This window comes from Blautia sp. TF10-30 (genome assembly GCF_003481245.1).
Lineage (GTDB): Bacteria > Bacillota > Clostridia > Lachnospirales > Lachnospiraceae > Fusicatenibacter > Fusicatenibacter saccharivorans.
In genome coordinates this window covers 68,162-86,031 of sequence record NZ_QUKM01000007.1, presented here as the reverse complement: position 1 = coordinate 86,031, position 17,870 = coordinate 68,162, and the positions used below count along the sequence as shown (strand labels likewise).

Sequence of the window (17,870 nt, the reverse complement as noted above, 5' to 3'; positions counted from 1 at the left end):
GCTCTTCTCCTGCTGACCGTAAGATCAGAGGCATCGATCAAACTTCAAAATACCGAATCTTCTGTGTTACGTCATCCCGCGGTACAAAAATTGAGCAGACCGAGACAACCTCGGACACCCGTTTCACAGCTCCGCCTCCCCCTGCCGGACCGTTGGTGTAGAGAGCTTCGACTTCATTTGCCAGCAGAACGGCATTTTTCCGGTCTTTCGTTCTGCCTGCGGCGCGGAGACGCACTTCACACGGAGTTCCACTTCCGATCTCCTTGGAAATTGCATCACGATACAGGGAATTGCATCCGATAAAATCAGTACGGTACTCTTCCAGCTCGATGCCTGTCAGTTCAATCCGCTTCTCCAGAATCTCCGCCGCCAGCTCCGCCCGTGCCATACAGTTGCTTCCGCCATAGGAAATTTCACCCTCACCGATGAAGCAGTCCTTGTAGCCGACACTCACTTTCAAAGTTTCCGGTCTTCCATGCGTTGTCGCATGCTCGGCGCGAACCTGGTTTTCCCCGATCTGCCGGAACGTCACCTTTGAAAAGTCCGCTGTTGCATCCGGGGTCAGGTAAGCCTTGGGGTTGTGGATTTCGTAGATCATCTGCTCTTTACAGGTATCCACACTCACCAGTCCGCCACTTCCCTCGACTTTTGTCACGGTAAATGCGCCTGTCTCGTCGATCTCAATGAGCGGGAATCCAAGTTTCCACAGATCCGGCACATCCTTGTAGCCCGGATCCGCAAAATAGCCGCCTGTCACCTGTCCGGCACACTCCAGCAGATGGCCTGCCAGAACCGCCTGTCCCATCTGATCCGGGTTGTCGTCAATGTTCCATCCGAACTCATATACCAGCGGTCCGATCGTCAGTGCAGGATCGGAAACGCGACCGGTAATGACAAGATTGGCGCCCTCTTTCAACGCTTTTGTGATGCCTTCTGCGCCCATATAGACATTTGCGGAAATCAGAACATCTTTTTTCTCTTTTAACAGCGTGCCATCCTCCAGCACCTTCTCATTTTCATATTTGTCCAGCTCTTCTGTAATATCATCGCCGGTCACACAGGCAATTTTCAATCCTCCGACACCCAGTTTTCTGGCAATTTCACACGTCCGTTCGGCAGCAGATACCGGGTTGGCAGCTCCCATATTGGTAATGACTTTTACTTTGTTTTTCGCCATCAGCGGGAGAATTTTTTCCATTCGGTAGTCGAGCAGCTGGTTGTATCCCTTCGACGGATCTTTCTCTTTGTCCTGCTGCCCGATCGCAACGGTGCGTTCCGCCAGACACTCGAAAATAATGTAGTCCAGATTTCCTTTTTCCATCAGCTCCACTGCCGGCTCAATGCGGTCTCCCGCATAGCCTGCGCCGCTTCCGATTCTGATTTTTTTCATGTTCTATGGCCTCGCTTTCTTTGATCTGAGATCATTGTAATGCGATATCCGGGCAGATACTACAAAAGGGATCGTAATTTCTAAAATTTTAGAAATCATGATCCCTCTTTTATGTGAGTTCTGTTACAGCAAAGACAGAAAATACCACAAAGCCCCAAAGCTGCAGAAATTCCGGCATTTCATTCTCCTTCTGTCTTATTCTTTGATTTTATTATATAACGTTGCCAGCGAAATTCCGAGTTCCTTTGCCGCTTTTTGCTTCCCTTCCATATCCCGTCCGTACAGCAACAACGTATTTTGGATCTCCTGCCGTTCAAAGCGGCGCACCCGCTCTTCCAGCGTCATGTGAGCCTCTGATTCCCGTTTTTCAAACTGTACGAGACTCGTCACAATTGAGATGCTTCCGCGGATCTGATGCTCTTCCCAGATCGGATAAACACTTGCAAAGTATTCCTGCGTTCCCTCTCTCCGCACCATTCCCTCGACCGGGATGCCGCTCCAAATGACTTCCGGAGCAATGGCAGATTTGCGGTAATCCGTGATTTTATGACCTTTCGCGGTTTCAAGCGGAACGCCGATGAAATCGCTGTAGACTTGATTAAAGAACACAATCCTGCTGTGCTGATCGCAGATCAGGATTCCCTGCTGTAGAGATTCCAGAACGGAATGTACCTGCATTTTTCGTTCCTCCCGTTTTCTCTTTCTGTACTCTCGGAGTCTTTCTGTCATGGGGATATTTAGCCCTTATACTCCTCCGTAAATGTCTTGTATAAATAGATCACATTCTCAATTTTATCTCCACGGTCGCAATTACATTTTGATACCACATGGCATCACCATACCTTCCGGCAATTTTTAACTTTATTGCCACAAAGTATGGACTCAGTTCAAAAAAACGCACGGCAGGAAATCCCGCCGTGCGTCCATAGATTCTGATTTACGCTTAAATTATTTAAGAGTAACTTTAGCGCCTTCAGCCTCAAGTTTAGTTTTGAGCTCTTCAGCTTCTGCTTTGGAAGCACCCTCTTTGAGGACTTTCGGAGCACCGTCAACTACTTCTTTAGCTTCTTTCAGGCCAAGTCCTGTAGCTTCACGTACAACTTTGATAACTTTAACTTTGTTCGGGCCAACCTCTGTCAGCTCTACGTCGAACTCGTCTTTCTCCTCAGCTGCTGCTGCATCGCCTGCTGCTGCTGCAACTACAACGCCTGCTGCTGCGGATACGCCGAACTCTTCCTCACATGCTTTTACAAGATCGTTTAACTCTAATACAGATAACTCTTTGATAGCGTCAATAAACTCTGCGGTTGTTAACTTTGCCATTTTATTTTCCTCCTTGGATATTTTCTGAATAATGTTCTCAGGCTGCGTATTTCACGCTGCCCGCTTGAGGCTTAGGCCTCTGCTGCGCCGCCTTTGGACTCTGCGATCTGGTTGAGGACGCGAGCCAGGTTTGCGATCGGGGACTGGATGCTTCCAAGCAGTTTGCCAAGAAGTTCTTCTCTTGACGGAACGTTTGCCAGTGCTTCCATTCCAGCTTTGTCGTAGTAGTTTCCTTCTACAACACCAGAAACCATCTCCAGCTTCGGAGCGGTTTTTGCAAATTTAGCGATGATTCTTGCCGGAGCTGTTGCATCGTCCTTGCTGATTGCGATAGCGTTTGTGCCATCCAGGTCTTTGGTAAGAGACTCGAAAGCAGTACCAGCGAATGCACGTTTCATCATTGTATTTTTGTATACTTTGTAATGAACGCCTGCTTCTCTTAACTCTTTACGCAGCTGAGTATCCTGAGCAACGGTTAATCCGCTGTAGTTTACCAGCAGCACGCACTGTGCGCCTTCTACCTGTGCGCTGATCTCTTCCAGGACCGGCTTCTTCAGATCGATTTTTGCATTGATTGCCATGATTGCACCTCCTTGTAGTATTTCGTACCTACGCTTTGGAAGTATAAAAAAAGCTCTTCGCGAAGATTGGCGAAGAGATCTCAAAATTCCATAACATGAACCTTGTGTAACTTCTCCTCGGCAGGCGTTTGAAACTTACGCCTTGCGGCACCTGCTGTCTTCGGCGTGATACAGGTGGTATGATAGCATATGTGAGGCGAGTTGTCAAGATCAAAATAAACTTTTTTCATATTTGTGCAACTTCATCAAAATATGCGTTCTATTTTTTCAAACCGTTTCTTCCTATACCATGTTATACTTACGTTGTTGTCGCCTCCCAGACTGGCAACAGGAAGGGGGTGAGCGCATGTCTATACTTATTTCTCTTATCGTTTCCGTTGTAGCAGGTGTAATCAGCTACTATATCTGCAAGTGGCTAGACGGAAAACATGGTGACAATTAGCCCAGGCGGATGCCCTTCCGTAAAATAGGGAAGAACCCCCAGCAGTTGCCGCTGCTGGGGGTTCGCTTTGTGAACACATGTCACTTATTTCTCTTATCAGCTACATATACTATATCATATGCAGAACCGAATTTCAAGATTCCTCTCCCACATTTTTATTTCACTTTCACCAGTCGCACAGCCATATACGGTCTTGACGGCATGTCGATCGTAAATTCTCCGCTGTGGCGGCCTGCCGGGGTGATGGTCATGTTCCAGGTGTCGATGACTTCCACATCAAACTCCTGGCCTTCCGGCATGTGGAACGGGCGACGGCATGGGCGGTTGGCTCCGAAATAGTACATGATACAGTCTTTTCTCGGATGGCTTGCGCCGTTCGTGCAGCAAGTCTCATCAAAGAATGCCGGAAGCGGCTCCATATAGCCTCCGTTTTCTTCCATAATGTCCAGCAGGAACTGAATACGCGCCGGGCTGCCGCCCCTCAGCTCTCCGCCGTGTGACCACCAGATCACACCGTTTTCATTTTCATACGTCTCTCCATGCTGGCCATATCCACCTCTGGTGTATGCCTCCCAGAACCGGCGTGTCATCTCCTCGCCGCTGATATTGCCCCAGCCGAACGGAAGATTTCCTTCATATGCAATCTCATCGAGTACGCACGGTTTTCCATACTGCGGGCGCCAGATTTCCACATTTTCTGCGGTACGGTACAGATCGATTCTCTGCAGACTGCAGTGCGTGATCCATCCCCTGGAATGATCGTACATGGTCATACAGTTGTGAATGGAGCGCAGATGGCGGTACGGATCCTGACGGCAGACGGTTTCTGCATTGGACTCCCACTCGGATACCGGTTTCCAGCGGAACAGGTCAAATTCATTTGCCATAGCCCACCAGACATTGTGGTATGCGCTGAAACGGTTGACAACGTATCTTAAATAAAAGTTCTGCTGCTCCAGATTCATGCGGGAATAGCCCCAGCGGTCGTACGGATGGAACAAAATCAGATCTGCCTGGATTCCCATGGTGCCAAGGCGTGCGATCGTGTTTTCAATATGCTCAAAATAAGAAGGATTCGGGCGGGTGTAATCCCATACTTCATCCGGGTTTTCAATCATGGCATCAATGCCGCCGAACATATTGCGCGGCGCTTTTTCCAGCTTCTCTGTCTCAAAGTCAGACGGAGACCACGGAGAATTTTCACGAATTTCAAACGGATACTGTGCCGGCTCTTTTAAATTGTAGACATAGTGCTTCGGAAAAACGCAGAAACGGATCTTGTTAAACGGAGAGGACGCAAGACTCTCATACGTTTTCTCCTGTGTCTCCTTACTCTGCAGCTCCCACACATAACAGGTCGTACCGCACGGGTAGTATTCCTTTCCGTCATCGTAAGCAAAATGATAGGTGTTTGCTACCCGGACCGGACCGTGGCAGTTTTCATCGGCTGCGCTGACCTCCACCGTCACCTTTGCCTCATCGCCCCAGCTTGTTACTGCGGTAATCTCATACGTTCCTTCGCAGGATGGCATAAAGCGAAGCTTGTATACGCCGTTTCCGTCATAAAAGCCCTCGGCATGCTTTTCCTCTGCCTGACCTGCCATCGTTCCTTTCACCCACTGCTCCGCAAACGGATTTCCCTCGGACGGTCCCCGGAAAACCAGTTCTGCAATTCCATATCGTTTTACATATTCGGTATAAGACTGTAACATACGTTCCACCTTTCTAAAATAAGTATCGTTTCGTATTTCGATAATTTAATTTTACTAAATCTATCTTAAATAGTCAATCTATTTAAATTTAATTTTTAAACAATAATTCAGTTGTTTTTTTATTACTTTTGCCGGTATCCGTTTCTTTTTTCCCTGTATTTATTGACGTTTTTTCACTTTTATTGTAAACTTCCCAATAGAGTCTGCCGGAGCTTTTGCTGAACAGTTCCGGCCTTTTCTTTTTATCCGGCTCAAAATTCAGCATGACCCTAATATGTACCGGAGAGGAGATGTTTCTTTGAAAAAACGGTTTTCCAAAATTTCCATACACTCACTTGGTTTTCGCATTTTTGTTCTGCTTGCAGTCATGATCGTCCTTTTTTGTGCTCTTGTCGTGTACAATAACACAGCCGCTTTTGGTCTGATGCTGGATCGAATCCATGAGAACTCGGAAAATACACTGGTTCTGTACCAGAAAAGCCTGGATGAAAATCTTTCCCGCACGGAAACCTATCTCTATGTTTTCGCCTTAAATGATGCCGATCTTCTTTCGCTTCGCGCAGCGGAACCACAGACAACCGGCTGGTATGTCACGTTGAATCGGATCAAAAAAAGCTTTGAAAGCGCAACACCGAACTACACGGTCGATGGCTTTTTCTGCTATCAGGAAGCCACCGATGCCCTGGTTCTCTACGATCAGACCAGCAACCCTACACCGCTCCTCTGGAACTATATCCGTAAAATCGCCAATACAGAGGATCCATCCTCTGTTTGGAACCTCAATGAAATCAACGGGAAATACTATCTTGTCCGTATCCTGAACCTGAACGGATATCTGCTCGGCGCGTACATTTCCACGGATACACTCCTTGGCACTCTGGTCGATACAAAAACGCAGGACAGTCTTCTGTATTTTTCCGATGGTCCCCTTCTTCTGCGCACCCCGTCAAACGATGTCTGCCTGGAGGCTCCCCGCTTGAAATGGCGACGATATCCTTCCTACGACATTGATGGAACCTCCTGGATGGCTGTTTCACATGAACTGAACGAAACACCGCTGTCGCTGACCCTGCTTTTAAAGGCTTCGGAATACACCAAATATCAGAGCAGCTTTTATCTTCTCGCCCTGATCGTTTCGCTCGGTCTGTTCGTAATCTGGCTGCTCCTGTCTGCTTCCCTGCACCGCTGGGTTCTTCACCCGGTTCACATGCTGACGCATGCGCTGGAACAGCTCCGCGGCGGTGATCTCAAGGTGCGGATTCCGGATGACGCCATGCTCGACGAATTCCGGAAAATGACGACCACTTTCAACGATATGGTCGAAGAGATCGATGATCTGAAAATCGCGAATTATGAAAAACAGCTCGCCCGTCAGAAGCTGGAAGCGCTTTACCTGAAGCAGCAGATCACGCCGCATTTTATGATCAACTGCCTGAACACCATTTATCAGCTGACTGAAAATAACCACGCGGACCTGGCACGGCAGATGCTTCAGAACCTGAGTGTACATCTGCGCTATACGCTTTCCTCCGGCCAGACCGTCTCGCTTTTAGAAGAGCTAAACCTTGTAAAAAACTACGTGGAGCTTTCCTCCATCCGCTATCCCGGCGCGCTGCGCCTGCTCCCTTCCTGCGAAGAATCGCTGCACAATGCAACGGTTGTGCCGCTTATGCTCCTGAACTTTGTGGAAAACACGATCAAATATGAGGTCGTTATGGGGAAAGTGCTGGACATGCATATCGATATCACCGCGCAGGAAGAAAATCAGTGCACCCGTCTTCATATCTGTATCTGGGATACCGGACGCGGTTTTTCCGAGGATATACTTGCCGTGATGCAAAAGCTTGATACCTATGTAAACTCCGAGCAGGAACACATCGGCATCACAAATGTGGTGCTCCGCCTCCGCCAGATTTTTCCCGACGCGGCTTTTGCTTTTGGCAACCGCCCCGGCGCAGGCGCTCAGATTACCATTGATTTTCCTTACGTTCCCTTTTTCCGCATCGACGGATAACCGGAACAGCTAAAAATATGTTTTGGGAGGTTATTATGAACCTGTTAATTGTAGACGATGAATATTATACCGTCGAAAGCATCTCCAACAAAATCCGCACACTACGCCCGGACTTTTTTGAGATTTTCTGTGCCTACAATCTGACGCAGGCATTGGAAGCCTTTTCCGCGCATCCGATTGATCTGATGATCTGTGATATCGAGATGCCCGGCGGTTCCGGCCTCGAACTGCTGGACCAGATCCGCCAGGCACACTACGAAACCGTCTGCATTTTTCTGACCGCCTATGCAAAATTTGAATATATTTCCCGCGCTATGAAGCTTTCTAGCAGTGACTATCTGTTGAAGCCGCTGGACGACCATGCTCTTCTGGAAGCTCTTGACAAAGCCTGTGCGCAATGTGAAAAGCAGCAGAAGGACCGCGTCAACACCCTTCATGCCAATTACTGGAAGGAAAGTGAGCTCCCGCTTGCGGAACAGTTTTTCCTCGACCTGTTAAATGGCAGTATTTCCTCTGCTCCTTCCGAAGTGATGGATGAAATCCGCTATCGCCGTCTGAATGTCGAACTGATTCATCAGCCCCTCTGTCCGCTTCTGATCCAGACCGGACAGACGAACTCCTTTTCTCCGACCGACAACCGTACCCTGTATGAATTTGCCTTAAAAAATATTGCCCGGGAATATTTTTTTGAACCCGGCGAGCTGCCGCTGACGATCCGTGTGCTTGATGGTTTTTATCTTCTGCTTCTCCCGGCCTCCACACACTCTCAGGACGCCGTGATTGGCCGATGCCGTCAGGCCCTGACCGACTTTGTGACACACTTTCCGTTCTCGATCAACTTTTTCGTTGATCAGAAGGTCTGTCTCCCGGAAGACCTGCGAAAAGCTTTTCTTTCCATGAAAGCCTTCGCCGGAAAGAACGTCACCTACGAAAATCACGTTTTCGATCTTGCCGCTGAAACCGAAGCTCCTGTTCAGACGCCTTTTCAGCCGATTCCATCTGACCGCTGGTCCGATCTTCTCACATCCGGAAGAACGGAACAGCTTCAGATTGAGGTTTTCGCTTTCTTAAATCAGACGAAAAGCTCCGGCACTGCTACACGGGAATTTCTGACCGGCTTTTACTATCAGTTCCTGCAGCTGCTGTTTCGCCAGATGGATCATCCGGGCAGCGAAGACGAAGCCTTCCGCCGCCAGATTACCGTTGCTTCCCCGGAGCAGACCTTCTCCTCGTTTGGTGCTTTACGAGAATGGATTTCCAACAGTCTTCTGCTGTTCACACAAAGCCGTCAGGCAGCCGCTTCCCAGGACACGGCTGTTGCCACCGTGAAGGCATATATCGAATCGCACCTCTCCGACGAGCTGGATCGCGATACGCTTGCGGCCATGGTATACCTGAACGCCGATTATCTGTCCCATCTCTTCAAAAAAGACACGGGAAGTTCTCTCATCAACTACATCATCGACCGCCGGATTGCTCGCTCCAAGGAGCTTCTCGCAAAGGGCGAAATGAGCATCCGCGACATTGCCATCACCTGCGGCTTCCAGAATATTTCGTACTTCTCCCGCCAGTTTAAAAAATCGACGGGCATGACACCACGGCAGTTTAGAAATTAAAAAAATCCGGCCTTCCTTTTGCATATCGGAAAGCCGGATTTTTTGGATTCACTTACTTTTTTATCAGCCCTTCACGCCGCCAAGGGTAATACCTTTTACAAAGTTTTTCTGGATGAACGGATAAATGATCATGATCGGCAGAATACCAAGTGCTGCCATCGCCATACGAACCGTTCCGGATGGGATCTGGGAGAGGCCTTCGCCTGCCTGCGCCATGTTGTTGGCGTTCTGCGTCAGCGCCTGAATATTCTGCATCAGACGGTTCAGCAGGTTCTGGATACTGTAGAGATCCGTTCTCTTTGTCAGATAGATATAACCATTGTTCCAGTCGTTCCAGTAAGCGATACCGGAGAACATGGCAACGGTGGTAATAATCGGCTTGGACAGCGGAATTGCGATCTTCCACATGGTCTGGAACTCGTTTGCACCGTCAATATAGGCAGCCTCGAGAATTTCATCCGGCACACCGGTGACAAAGTAGCTCTTCATCAGAAGAACGTTGAATGCACTCATCATCAGAGACGGAACCAGCAGTCCGAAGAATGTATCTTTCACATGAAATACGGTTGTGTAGTTGATATAGGTCGGTACAAGGCCTCCGTTGAACAGCATGGTAAAGAACACCAGAAAGGTCAGTACATTGCGTCCCGGCAGACCTTTTTTCGAAAGACCGTAGGCCAGACAGGTTGTCAGGGCAAGGCTGCATACAACGCCGGTTGCGGTCAGGATAAAGGACATTCCATAGGCTTTGATTACCATGGAACTGCTGGATGTGAATACCCACTCATAAGCATAGGTACTCCACTTTTTCGGCAGAAAAGAGTATCCATTCTGTAACAGAGTTGCATTGTCAGTCAATGAGGAAATGAACATCAACAGAATCGGAATGATCGCGAGCAGTGTCAGGATTGTCATGATCAGATGGCCGAAAAAGCTATAAATTTTATCTTCTCTTGTTTTCATACCGTTCCTCCTAGATCAGCGCGCTGTCGCGGTCAATTTTACGTACCAGCAGGTTGGCGCCAAGCACCAGAATAAATCCTACGATCGACTGGTAAACACCGGCTGCGGCAGACATCGAAACATTGCCCATCTGAAGCAGTCCGCGATATACGTAGGTATCAATTGTGTTTGTTGTGGAATACAGAGCTCCCTGGTTCATCGGCACCTGGTAAAAGAGACCGAAGTCAGAGTAGAAAATTCTTCCGATTGCCATCATGGTCAGCATGATAATGGTCGGACGCAGAAGCGGCAGGGTAATATATTTGATCTGCTGCCATCTCGTTGCACCATCGATCTTGGCTGACTCATAGAAGGATTTATCAAATCCCATCAGTGTTGCCAGATACACAATACAGTTGTAGCCAACCGACTTCCATGCACTGACAAAAACCAGGATAAACGGCCAGTATTTCGGTTCCGAATACCAGGAAACCGGATCTTTTCCCAGCGCCTTTAAAATCGTGTTGTTAATGAATCCGTTTTCTACACTGAAGAATGCAAAAACAAGATATCCGATGATAACGGTGGAGAGGAGGTTCGGAAGAAGGATTGCACTCTGGTAAACTTTCTTCCGTTTTCCTTCCAGTTCACTCAAGACAATAGCTACTGCGATTGCCAGTGTTGTGTTGATTACGATAAATGCCACATTGTAGAGAATGGTATTTCGTGTAATAACAAAGGCATCGCTTGTCGTAAACAGATATTCAAAGTTTTTCAGTCCTACCCATGGACTTCCGTAGATGCCTTTTCCGGCATTGTACTGTTTGAATGCAATCACAAGACCCGGCAGAGGCATGTAATTGTTGATAAACAGATAAATGAGACCCGGCAGCATCAGAATATAGATCGGCAGAAAACGTACAAATGTTTTTCGTCTTTTCTGGCTCTTCTGACTTTTCACTCTTGCCATGTTTTTCCTTCTCCTTTTTTTTCTTATCCGCAGCCGGTCCCAAAGCGTTCCGGTTTTGACAGATTTTTCTCTTCTTACAACCTGCGCCGTCCTGTTTTTGGGACGGCGCAGTCATTTTTTGATCTAAATTCTTAAACTTTATTTGTTTGCTTCCTGCCACGCTGCAAGCTGTGCCTTTTTCTCGTCGATAATCTTCTGAAGGCCTGCAGTCATCATCTTATCGTTCATCTCAGCAATTCCGGTCTCCGGGTCTACAAAGCCGTACTCTACGCTGGTCTGATACTCGTTGTATACGTTCTGTACTGCTGTGAGCTCGTTTGCCACATTTGTGCTGTCAAAGGAGAAACCGCTTGCTTTGGAAACCTTTGCATTGGTGTTAAACTCTTTCATCTCTGTCCACAGATCCGGATCATTTCCTTCCCATACATGGGTCAGGAACTGGTTCGGCATCATCCATCCCATGGAATGATTCCATCCGGAGTTGGATGCATCTACACCGTCTGCATAAGTAGCAAGTCCGTCATCGCCAATTTTATAATGTGTTCCCTCGATGCCCCATGCCAGAAGGTTTGCGATATCGGCATTTGTGTAGCACTCATTCAGGAATTTCATGGCTGCTTCTTTATGCTGTGCAGAGATCGGAATGGTCCAAGGCATACTAGCCACAGATGTGGAACTGATATAGTCATCCAGTGTCTGGAAGATGGTCATATCGCGACCGGTCAGTGTAGTCTCCTGCGCTTTGATGCCAGGCTTTCCGCCTGTGGTATAGCTCATCAGAGTTCCGGCTTTTACAAGCTCTCCGACTGCTGTTGTATCGGTCGATGCATCGGCACTGATATAGCCTTTCTGATTGTAGTCATACAGTCTTGCACAATAATCCTTGTAGAAATCGCTCTCAAAGAGATTTACAACATCAAGGTTCTGGCCATAGTCAAGCAGAACACCGAACACATTTCCTCCAAGGGAGTCTACGTTAGAGAACTGCGACATAGAACCTGTTGTCGGACGATAAACCTCTTTGTCCGGATACTTCTCATGCAGCTGTGCATAAATGTCATTTAATTCATCCAGACTGATTTTTACGATCTCATCGTCTGTGTTTGCTTCGTAGCCAATACCATCGAGATACTCGGTTGCGATCGCTGCGCATCCACGTCCCTGTGCAATGTCTCGGTTACTTGGAAGTCCATATAAAACTCCGTTTACACGGCAGGCATCTACATTTTCCTGTCCAACCGCATCAATAATTCCCTGTCCGTAAGTCTGAATCAGATCATTTTCTTCCAGGTCGGAGAGGTATCCCTGCTGAATTCCGGTTGCATATGGGAAACCTACACATGCAAGTACATCAATTTCCTCATTTGCGGAAAGAGCCAGCGTCGTATTCTGATTAAAGGACCCAAAATCGGTAATAGAAAGCTCAATTTCAACGCCAATCTTATCTCTTGTGATATCATTGATGGCTTCCTGTACTTTCTCCGTATCTGCCGGAGCACCCGTCCAGGTCGGGAAGCTTACGATGATTTTTTCCACTTCTCCGCTTCCGTTCTCTGCTGTACTGGATGCGGTACTCTTATCCTTAGAATCTGTCTTTCCGGAATCTGAACTTCCGCCGCTGCTTCCGCATGCAGCCATGGAGCATGCCATAATGGATGCCATGAAAATCGCTGCTACTTTCTTTTTCATTCTTTCGTCCTCGCTTTTTATCTTTTTGTCTTGCTGCTTTATTTCGTTTCTGAGTTTCGGCCGTGACTCATTTGATGATCTTATTATATCTGCTTTCTTACCTCCAAAAAAGAACAATCCTGCGATGAATTTGCACTTTTCTGCGGTTTCTTTCCGCATTTTGTATAGTTTATGATCACTTTTCAGTTTTTTCTATGCATTCTGCTATCAGCATCCAGTCTCCCGCCGCCGGTTTCTTTGGCATAATGCACGACTTTCCACGCACTTCCACCTGGATTTCTGCTTTTTCTGTCTGTCCCGTTCTCGGATCAAACCAGGAAATTGCATAGATTCCGTCGCAAAGGCCTGCGAGCGGTGTACTCGTGCCATCCATCTCTCCGTAATAAATCAGTGCTCTTGTTTTATCCCGGCTGATCGTGGCAGTCGCAAGCTTATTGACAAACGGGCTGATACTCTCCTCTGCTTCTGCCGGATCGTAAGGCACCATCTCCTCAAAATGATGTTCCTCATAGAAACGTTTCAGATATCCCATCTGTGCGCCTCCGGGGCCGTCAATGGCTTTCGCCCAGGTGATGCCAAATTTGTTGAATGCATTAAAATCCGGGTTGATGTCACTTACCTCCCAGATATTATCCCAGATTCCCTGCGCACCGTACGTATAGCCGCAGCCGCCGGTCTGGACTGCCATATATGCCACGCGGCGCAGCATTGCATCGGTGCAGAGCCGGGTTCCGTTTTCTTCCAGTGTGGAACAGTATTCATACAGAGACTCTCCTTCAATGAACGGTTTTGTTCCGTGTTCCTTCCAATAGGTACGGTACCAGGACGGATTGATCGGAAAATCGCCGTGTCCGGCCTGATTCAGCACAAAATCAAACCACGATTCGTCATAATAGTAATCTGCAAACGGACGCTCATTCGTATAATGTGCGGTCTGCAGTGTTCCATATCCGTCCATTTTTTCCACATACTTTGCGACCTCGCGCCAGCCTTTGATGGCTGTTTCCCGCGGCTTTCCCGGGAAGTAGCCTGCCACTTCGCCTGCCAGCGTCCACACAACCGGAAGGGCACCATAGCGGGCAATGATATAGCGCGCCAGATGTTTCTGGTGCTCCACACCCTGCTCGATCGAGCCGGACCAGGCAAAACCGAGCGCGTTGATAAAGCCGAGGTCAGCGAGATACTGCATGCGGCGGTCGAGTTCGTTCTGGTAAAATGCCACATCCGGCACATCATCTGCGGCATCCGTTTTCCAGTAACGGCTCTTGTGCTCCTTCCAGCTGTCGCTTCGAAGGTTTGTCTGATAAACGTTATAACCCTGTTCCTTCCTGCGGTCCGCCATGCCGCGGAACATGCTCGTCATCTGTGGATGGTTCGACTCGTCCCACCGCTCACCAAAGGCAAATTCCCAGTGCGTATCGCCGAGCCAGAAAAACGGTGTTCCGTCTGCATACGTCAGATATCTTCCTGATGGATGCACTTTCAGAAATCCGTGCTGATAGATAGCAAGATTTCCTTCGTATGGAATACATTCGATCGTTCCCTGCACTCCGGAAAGTCCCGTCTCCTCCGGTGCTTCCAACCTATAACTCCACATTCCGGTTTCGGTCGGCGCAAAGGCAATCCGATAGGTATTTCCGCCGTCCCAGTATGCTTCTCTTCTGATCCTTCTTCCCGACGTTCCCGTAAAAACACTCCAGATGGAAACATCGAGGAATGGATTGTCGTATGTTTTCTTGCTCTCAAATGATAAAATAATTTGTCGCCACTGTTCTGCTTTCATCCCCATTTTATTTTCTCCTTTATCTGCGCAGAGCGCGCCCGGTTTTTTTCGGGCACGCTCCTCGAATCTGATTTTACCGTAACTGTTTATTGTTTATTGTTTTTTATTCCAGTCCGCGTTTCTTTGCAAGCTGCACGGCAATCTCAACCAGCTCCGCCGCATCCTCGCGGCAGACAAAGCCTTTCGTTACCTGCTCTTTCGTGTTTTTCTCCGCCATTTCCCGGTAATGTGCCAATGTTCCGTACAGCTCTTTTACCATTTCTTTCGAAAACGCCTGCTGATAACCGAACAATCCTTCCTTTTCCGATTCCGGATCCAGGAAATTCTGGCCTTTTTCAATGTCGCTGGTATTGCTGTATCTTCCGGTTGGGTAGTCAAGGAGGCAGGTACGCAGTCCACCGATCGTATTTCCGAACGCATCCTTTTTGTTTTCTCCGTCGCTGTCAACCGCAATCCGGTCACAGTGCGCCGGAGCTGCGCCTGTCCGTACCCAGGTAAAGAGATTCCGAAATGCTGCCGCAAAAAGAATCTGGGACGGATAGTCGTTTCCTTCCTCATTTTTTCCCATATAGAATGGCAGATGGTTGATCCGCACCAGATCCGGATCGTTCTGATAGTAATTCACGTAGCTATAGGAAGTGTCATGGCTTGCACCCGTCACATCATACTGGCGGAACAGGAACTCCGGATCATCGCTGTCCTGCTGGGCAATGCGCCATGCTTCCATTCTTCCGTTTTCACTCTCCGTCTGCACAGCGATAAACGGCTCGCGCGCCTTTTCCACACGTGTCAGACGGTAATGGTAGGGATCCCTGCATTCATACTGGTTGACCGGAATACCAAGGGAATGGACTCCTCCACCGGAAAGGTAGCCATCAAATACGCACGCACCGCGTGCCACCTCCGGACGATACGCAAAGCTGTTCAGATAGCGGAACAGATACGAACCCGACTGTGACCAGCCCGTCAAATAGACGTATTCTCTCTTATATTCCCGAATCGGATTCTGCTCCTCATCGCCGCGCAGCAGCCACGCCAGGTCTGTCAGCATATCCCAGAAAAGACCCGTTTCGTAATCATGATTCAGATCGCCGAGTCCGCCTGTGGCCTGCAGTCGCTCCGAGAACGGTACCTCCGGTGTCGGGTTGGCCCAGGAAAGACAGCCGTAACGCTTTTCATCAAACTCCACCATTTTTGCGATCGTATTCGGTTTGCTTGTGATTCCCACATAGATATCTCCGTCCCGCACAAATTTCTTCCAGCCGAGAATCCACATGCGGTCAATCTCCATAAAACTCGTTGGGTTGATGATCTCCACTACAACGTTTCCGCTGCATTTTGCAGTGTCCTGCGGTGCGCGGACAATGATGCGGTTTGTATACGGCGCATCCGCAGTGCGCACACGGACGCCGCCGCGCTCGTCTGCAGTCTCATAGACGTTGGCCGTTCCACACATATAATATTCCTTCTCCACATAGTCGCGCTCCGACAGCTTCAGGTAACGCTCCGCACTGGCAAACGGATAGCTTTCTTTCGTTACCGGAATCTCCTCTAGTCTTGTAATCATCTCGTAAAACCTCCCTTTTTCCTTGTATGATTTTATTATTCCATACGGCTCCAATACGAAAAACAACGATTCTGCTGTTTTTTGACACTTTTCTGCTGTTTCTGTTTCGATCAGACTTTTTCCGTTCCGAAAACAAAAACACAGAAAAAGCATCTCTGTGCAACTTTATCTCTGATTTGTACTTTTTCTTTCGGAATGTCTGTAGTAAACTGGTATTGTCGGGCAGAAAAAAATTCTACTATTCCCAATACCGTCTTTTCTGCCCATGCAAACAATTGTACTCTCAAGCTTTTTCTGTACCTGATTTTGTGAGATGATTTTTGTCAGTCGCAAAAGCAAATGCAGAAAGACTCTGAGCGTACATTCCGTACAAAAGGAGGGTTTTTACAAATGAACGGAACTTATTATACCATTACCGAAGTTTTTGATTTCGGTCCGCATATTTCGAAAGTAATTCTGGATTATGGCAAAAGCATGAAGGGTGCGGCCCCATCTCCGGAGCAGTTTACGGTACATGTTACCCGTACATCCACCGAGGGCGAGGATTTTGTATGGCCGAATTTTATGGGCGACAAACCGGATGACTCGATGAACGGAACTCGCCGCGTTTCGAACGTTTACGTTTCTGACAAAACCGGTGTACCGTGCGAGGACGGCACCTGCCTGACGCTGGAGCTGCCGTGTTTTATCATGGAAGGAATCGGCTCGATCATCAAATTCAACGGTAATTTTAATGTATTTGTCAATGTCGCTTACGATGTGACACAAGTCTCTGAAATTGCAACTGACGATGGTGCCATTTCTCCGCAGACGTTCGACGTAGACGGCGGAAACCGCATCATCTACGGTGAATGGCTCAAAGAAGACCGCTACGAGGATCCGCAGATTCCGCTCTCTTACGTTTACTACGAGCCGGAAATGGATGCGGATGAGAAAATCCCGCTGATCATCTGGCTGCACGGCGCTGGTGAAGGCGGACAGGAGCCGCCGATTGCAGCAATCGGAAATAAAGTTGTAAACCTGATTTCCCCAAAGATTCAGAAAATTTTCGGCGGCAAGACCTACCTGCTCGCTCCACAGGCTCCAACCATGTGGATGGATGACGGAACCGGCGAATATACCAAAGACGGTTCTTCCAAATATACCGAAGTTCTCGATGCCCTGATCGGTGCTTTCGTGGATGCCCATCCGCAGATTGACCGCTCCCGCATCTACATCGGCGGCTGCTCCAACGGTGGCTTTATGACCATGAAACAGATCATTTTCAACCCGTCCCGCTACGCTGCCGCATATCCGGTCTGCGAGGCTCTGGCGGATGCATTTATCTCCGATGAAGATATTCTGAAGCTCAAAGATCTGCCGATCTGGTTTACACACGCAAAAACCGACCCGGTTGTCGTTCCGGATGACTTTGTCGTTCCGACCTATGAACGTCTGGCAAAGGTCAACCCGAATGCACACTTTACCTACTGGGACAAGGTACTCGATCACACCGGAACACAGAAAAATGCAGACGGCACCCCATTCGAATACATCGGCCACTGGTCCTGGATCCCGATGCTGAACGATGAGTGTGTCCTCGATTATGACGGCAAACCGGTTATGACGGACGGAAAAGAGACTCCGATTCTGGAGTGGATGGCTGCACAGAAAAAAGCATAACACAGCACTTGCCGGATTCTCCGCCTACGGCGGATTGTTGCAGTGAAAAAACAGATGGTATGAAATCGGACTTCAAAGCTAATTTCATACCATCTGTTTTTGTCTGTTCTTGTCTTTTTTTCTCTGTTCCGTTTGATATCATCAACCGTGCAAGTCGGCTGATCTTTTTGAAAAGCTCT

At 48.3% G+C, this 17,870-nt stretch carries 13 protein-coding genes and 1 other annotated feature; of the genes, 3 read left to right on the top strand and 10 right to left on the bottom strand.

The features are described 5' to 3' along the window. Positions 1 to 37: 37 nt before the first annotated feature. The 5 genes from DXD02_RS08280 to DXD02_RS08260 form a co-directional block, all read right to left on the bottom strand. Entirely contained in the window at positions 38 to 1,390 is a 1,353-nt protein-coding gene (locus DXD02_RS08280) for an acyclic terpene utilization AtuA family protein (RefSeq protein ID WP_118595679.1), read from the bottom strand. Positions 1,391 to 1,585: 195 nt separating this feature from the next. Then, positions 1,586 to 2,068 (bottom strand): helix-turn-helix domain-containing protein, encoded by a 483-nt coding sequence (locus tag DXD02_RS08275; RefSeq protein ID WP_055220827.1) that lies wholly within the window; start codon positions 2,066 to 2,068, stop codon positions 1,586 to 1,588. 270 nt (positions 2,069 to 2,338) lie between these two features. After that, positions 2,339 to 2,713, bottom strand: a complete 375-nt coding sequence (gene rplL, locus DXD02_RS08270) for a 50S ribosomal protein L7/L12 (protein WP_022462823.1) — start codon at positions 2,711 to 2,713, stop codon at positions 2,339 to 2,341. Positions 2,714 to 2,784: 71 nt separating this feature from the next. Further along, positions 2,785 to 3,294, bottom strand: coding sequence for a 50S ribosomal protein L10 (rplJ, locus tag DXD02_RS08265; protein ID WP_055227784.1), 510 nt, complete (start codon positions 3,292 to 3,294; stop codon positions 2,785 to 2,787). A 37-nt stretch (positions 3,295 to 3,331) separates the two neighbouring features. Then, positions 3,332 to 3,476, bottom strand: a sequence feature (ribosomal protein L10 leader region). Between the two features lie 415 nt (positions 3,477 to 3,891). Continuing rightward, positions 3,892 to 5,448 (bottom strand): DUF5605 domain-containing protein, encoded by a 1,557-nt coding sequence (locus tag DXD02_RS08260; RefSeq protein ID WP_118666724.1) that lies wholly within the window; start codon positions 5,446 to 5,448, stop codon positions 3,892 to 3,894. Between the two features lie 298 nt (positions 5,449 to 5,746). On the opposite strand from DXD02_RS08260, the gene DXD02_RS08255 reads away from it, so the two are divergent. Then, positions 5,747 to 7,462 (top strand): sensor histidine kinase, encoded by a 1,716-nt coding sequence (locus DXD02_RS08255; protein WP_158580118.1) that lies wholly within the window; start codon positions 5,747 to 5,749, stop codon positions 7,460 to 7,462. Between the two features lie 35 nt (positions 7,463 to 7,497). Then, the gene (locus DXD02_RS08250; RefSeq protein WP_158581215.1) at positions 7,498 to 9,078 is read left to right on the top strand and encodes a response regulator transcription factor; all 1,581 of its coding nucleotides are present in this window, start codon (positions 7,498 to 7,500) and stop codon (positions 9,076 to 9,078) included. Positions 9,079 to 9,141: 63 nt separating this feature from the next. Here the strand turns inward: DXD02_RS08250 and DXD02_RS08245 are convergent, their stop codons facing one another. From DXD02_RS08245 to DXD02_RS08225, 5 genes are all read right to left on the bottom strand, one after another. Beyond that, positions 9,142 to 10,041 (bottom strand): carbohydrate ABC transporter permease, encoded by a 900-nt coding sequence (locus DXD02_RS08245; RefSeq protein ID WP_118666721.1) that lies wholly within the window; start codon positions 10,039 to 10,041, stop codon positions 9,142 to 9,144. A gap of 10 nt (positions 10,042 to 10,051) precedes the next feature. Beyond that, entirely contained in the window at positions 10,052 to 10,990 is a 939-nt protein-coding gene (locus tag DXD02_RS08240) for an ABC transporter permease (RefSeq protein WP_117510352.1), read from the bottom strand. Between the two features lie 138 nt (positions 10,991 to 11,128). After that, the gene (locus DXD02_RS08235) at positions 11,129 to 12,679 is read right to left on the bottom strand and encodes an ABC transporter substrate-binding protein (protein WP_158581238.1); all 1,551 of its coding nucleotides are present in this window, start codon (positions 12,677 to 12,679) and stop codon (positions 11,129 to 11,131) included. Positions 12,680 to 12,854: 175 nt separating this feature from the next. Continuing rightward, on the bottom strand, positions 12,855 to 14,468 hold the full coding sequence (locus DXD02_RS08230) for an apiosidase-like domain-containing protein (RefSeq protein WP_118666719.1): 1,614 nt from the start codon (positions 14,466 to 14,468) through the stop codon (positions 12,855 to 12,857). A gap of 97 nt (positions 14,469 to 14,565) precedes the next feature. Next, positions 14,566 to 16,029: an alpha/beta hydrolase domain-containing protein gene (locus DXD02_RS08225; protein ID WP_118666718.1), complete on the bottom strand. Its 1,464-nt coding sequence runs from the start codon at positions 16,027 to 16,029 to the stop codon at positions 14,566 to 14,568. A 390-nt stretch (positions 16,030 to 16,419) separates the two neighbouring features. Between DXD02_RS08225 and DXD02_RS08220 the strand changes: the two genes are divergently transcribed. Continuing rightward, entirely contained in the window at positions 16,420 to 17,691 is a 1,272-nt protein-coding gene (locus tag DXD02_RS08220) for a prolyl oligopeptidase family serine peptidase (RefSeq protein WP_158580115.1), read from the top strand. Positions 17,692 to 17,870 lie beyond the last annotated feature (179 nt).

Coding starts and splice junctions, on each gene's coding strand:
- DXD02_RS08280 (WP_118595679.1), bottom strand. CDS start 1,390: ATGAAAAAAATCAGAATCGGAAGCGGCGCAGGCTATGCGGGAGACCGC.
- DXD02_RS08275 (WP_055220827.1), bottom strand. CDS start 2,068: ATGCAGGTACATTCCGTTCTGGAATCTCTACAGCAGGGAATCCTGATC.
- rplL (WP_022462823.1), bottom strand. CDS start 2,713: ATGGCAAAGTTAACAACCGCAGAGTTTATTGACGCTATCAAAGAGTTA.
- rplJ (WP_055227784.1), bottom strand. CDS start 3,294: ATGGCAATCAATGCAAAAATCGATCTGAAGAAGCCGGTCCTGGAAGAG.
- DXD02_RS08260 (WP_118666724.1), bottom strand. CDS start 5,448: ATGTTACAGTCTTATACCGAATATGTAAAACGATATGGAATTGCAGAA.
- DXD02_RS08250 (WP_158581215.1), top strand. CDS start 7,498: ATGAACCTGTTAATTGTAGACGATGAATATTATACCGTCGAAAGCATC.
- DXD02_RS08245 (WP_118666721.1), bottom strand. CDS start 10,041: ATGAAAACAAGAGAAGATAAAATTTATAGCTTTTTCGGCCATCTGATC.
- DXD02_RS08240 (WP_117510352.1), bottom strand. CDS start 10,990: ATGGCAAGAGTGAAAAGTCAGAAGAGCCAGAAAAGACGAAAAACATTT.
- DXD02_RS08235 (WP_158581238.1), bottom strand. CDS start 12,679: ATGAAAAAGAAAGTAGCAGCGATTTTCATGGCATCCATTATGGCATGC.
- DXD02_RS08230 (WP_118666719.1), bottom strand. CDS start 14,468: ATGGGGATGAAAGCAGAACAGTGGCGACAAATTATTTTATCATTTGAG.
- DXD02_RS08225 (WP_118666718.1), bottom strand. CDS start 16,029: ATGATTACAAGACTAGAGGAGATTCCGGTAACGAAAGAAAGCTATCCG.
- DXD02_RS08220 (WP_158580115.1), top strand. CDS start 16,420: ATGAACGGAACTTATTATACCATTACCGAAGTTTTTGATTTCGGTCCG.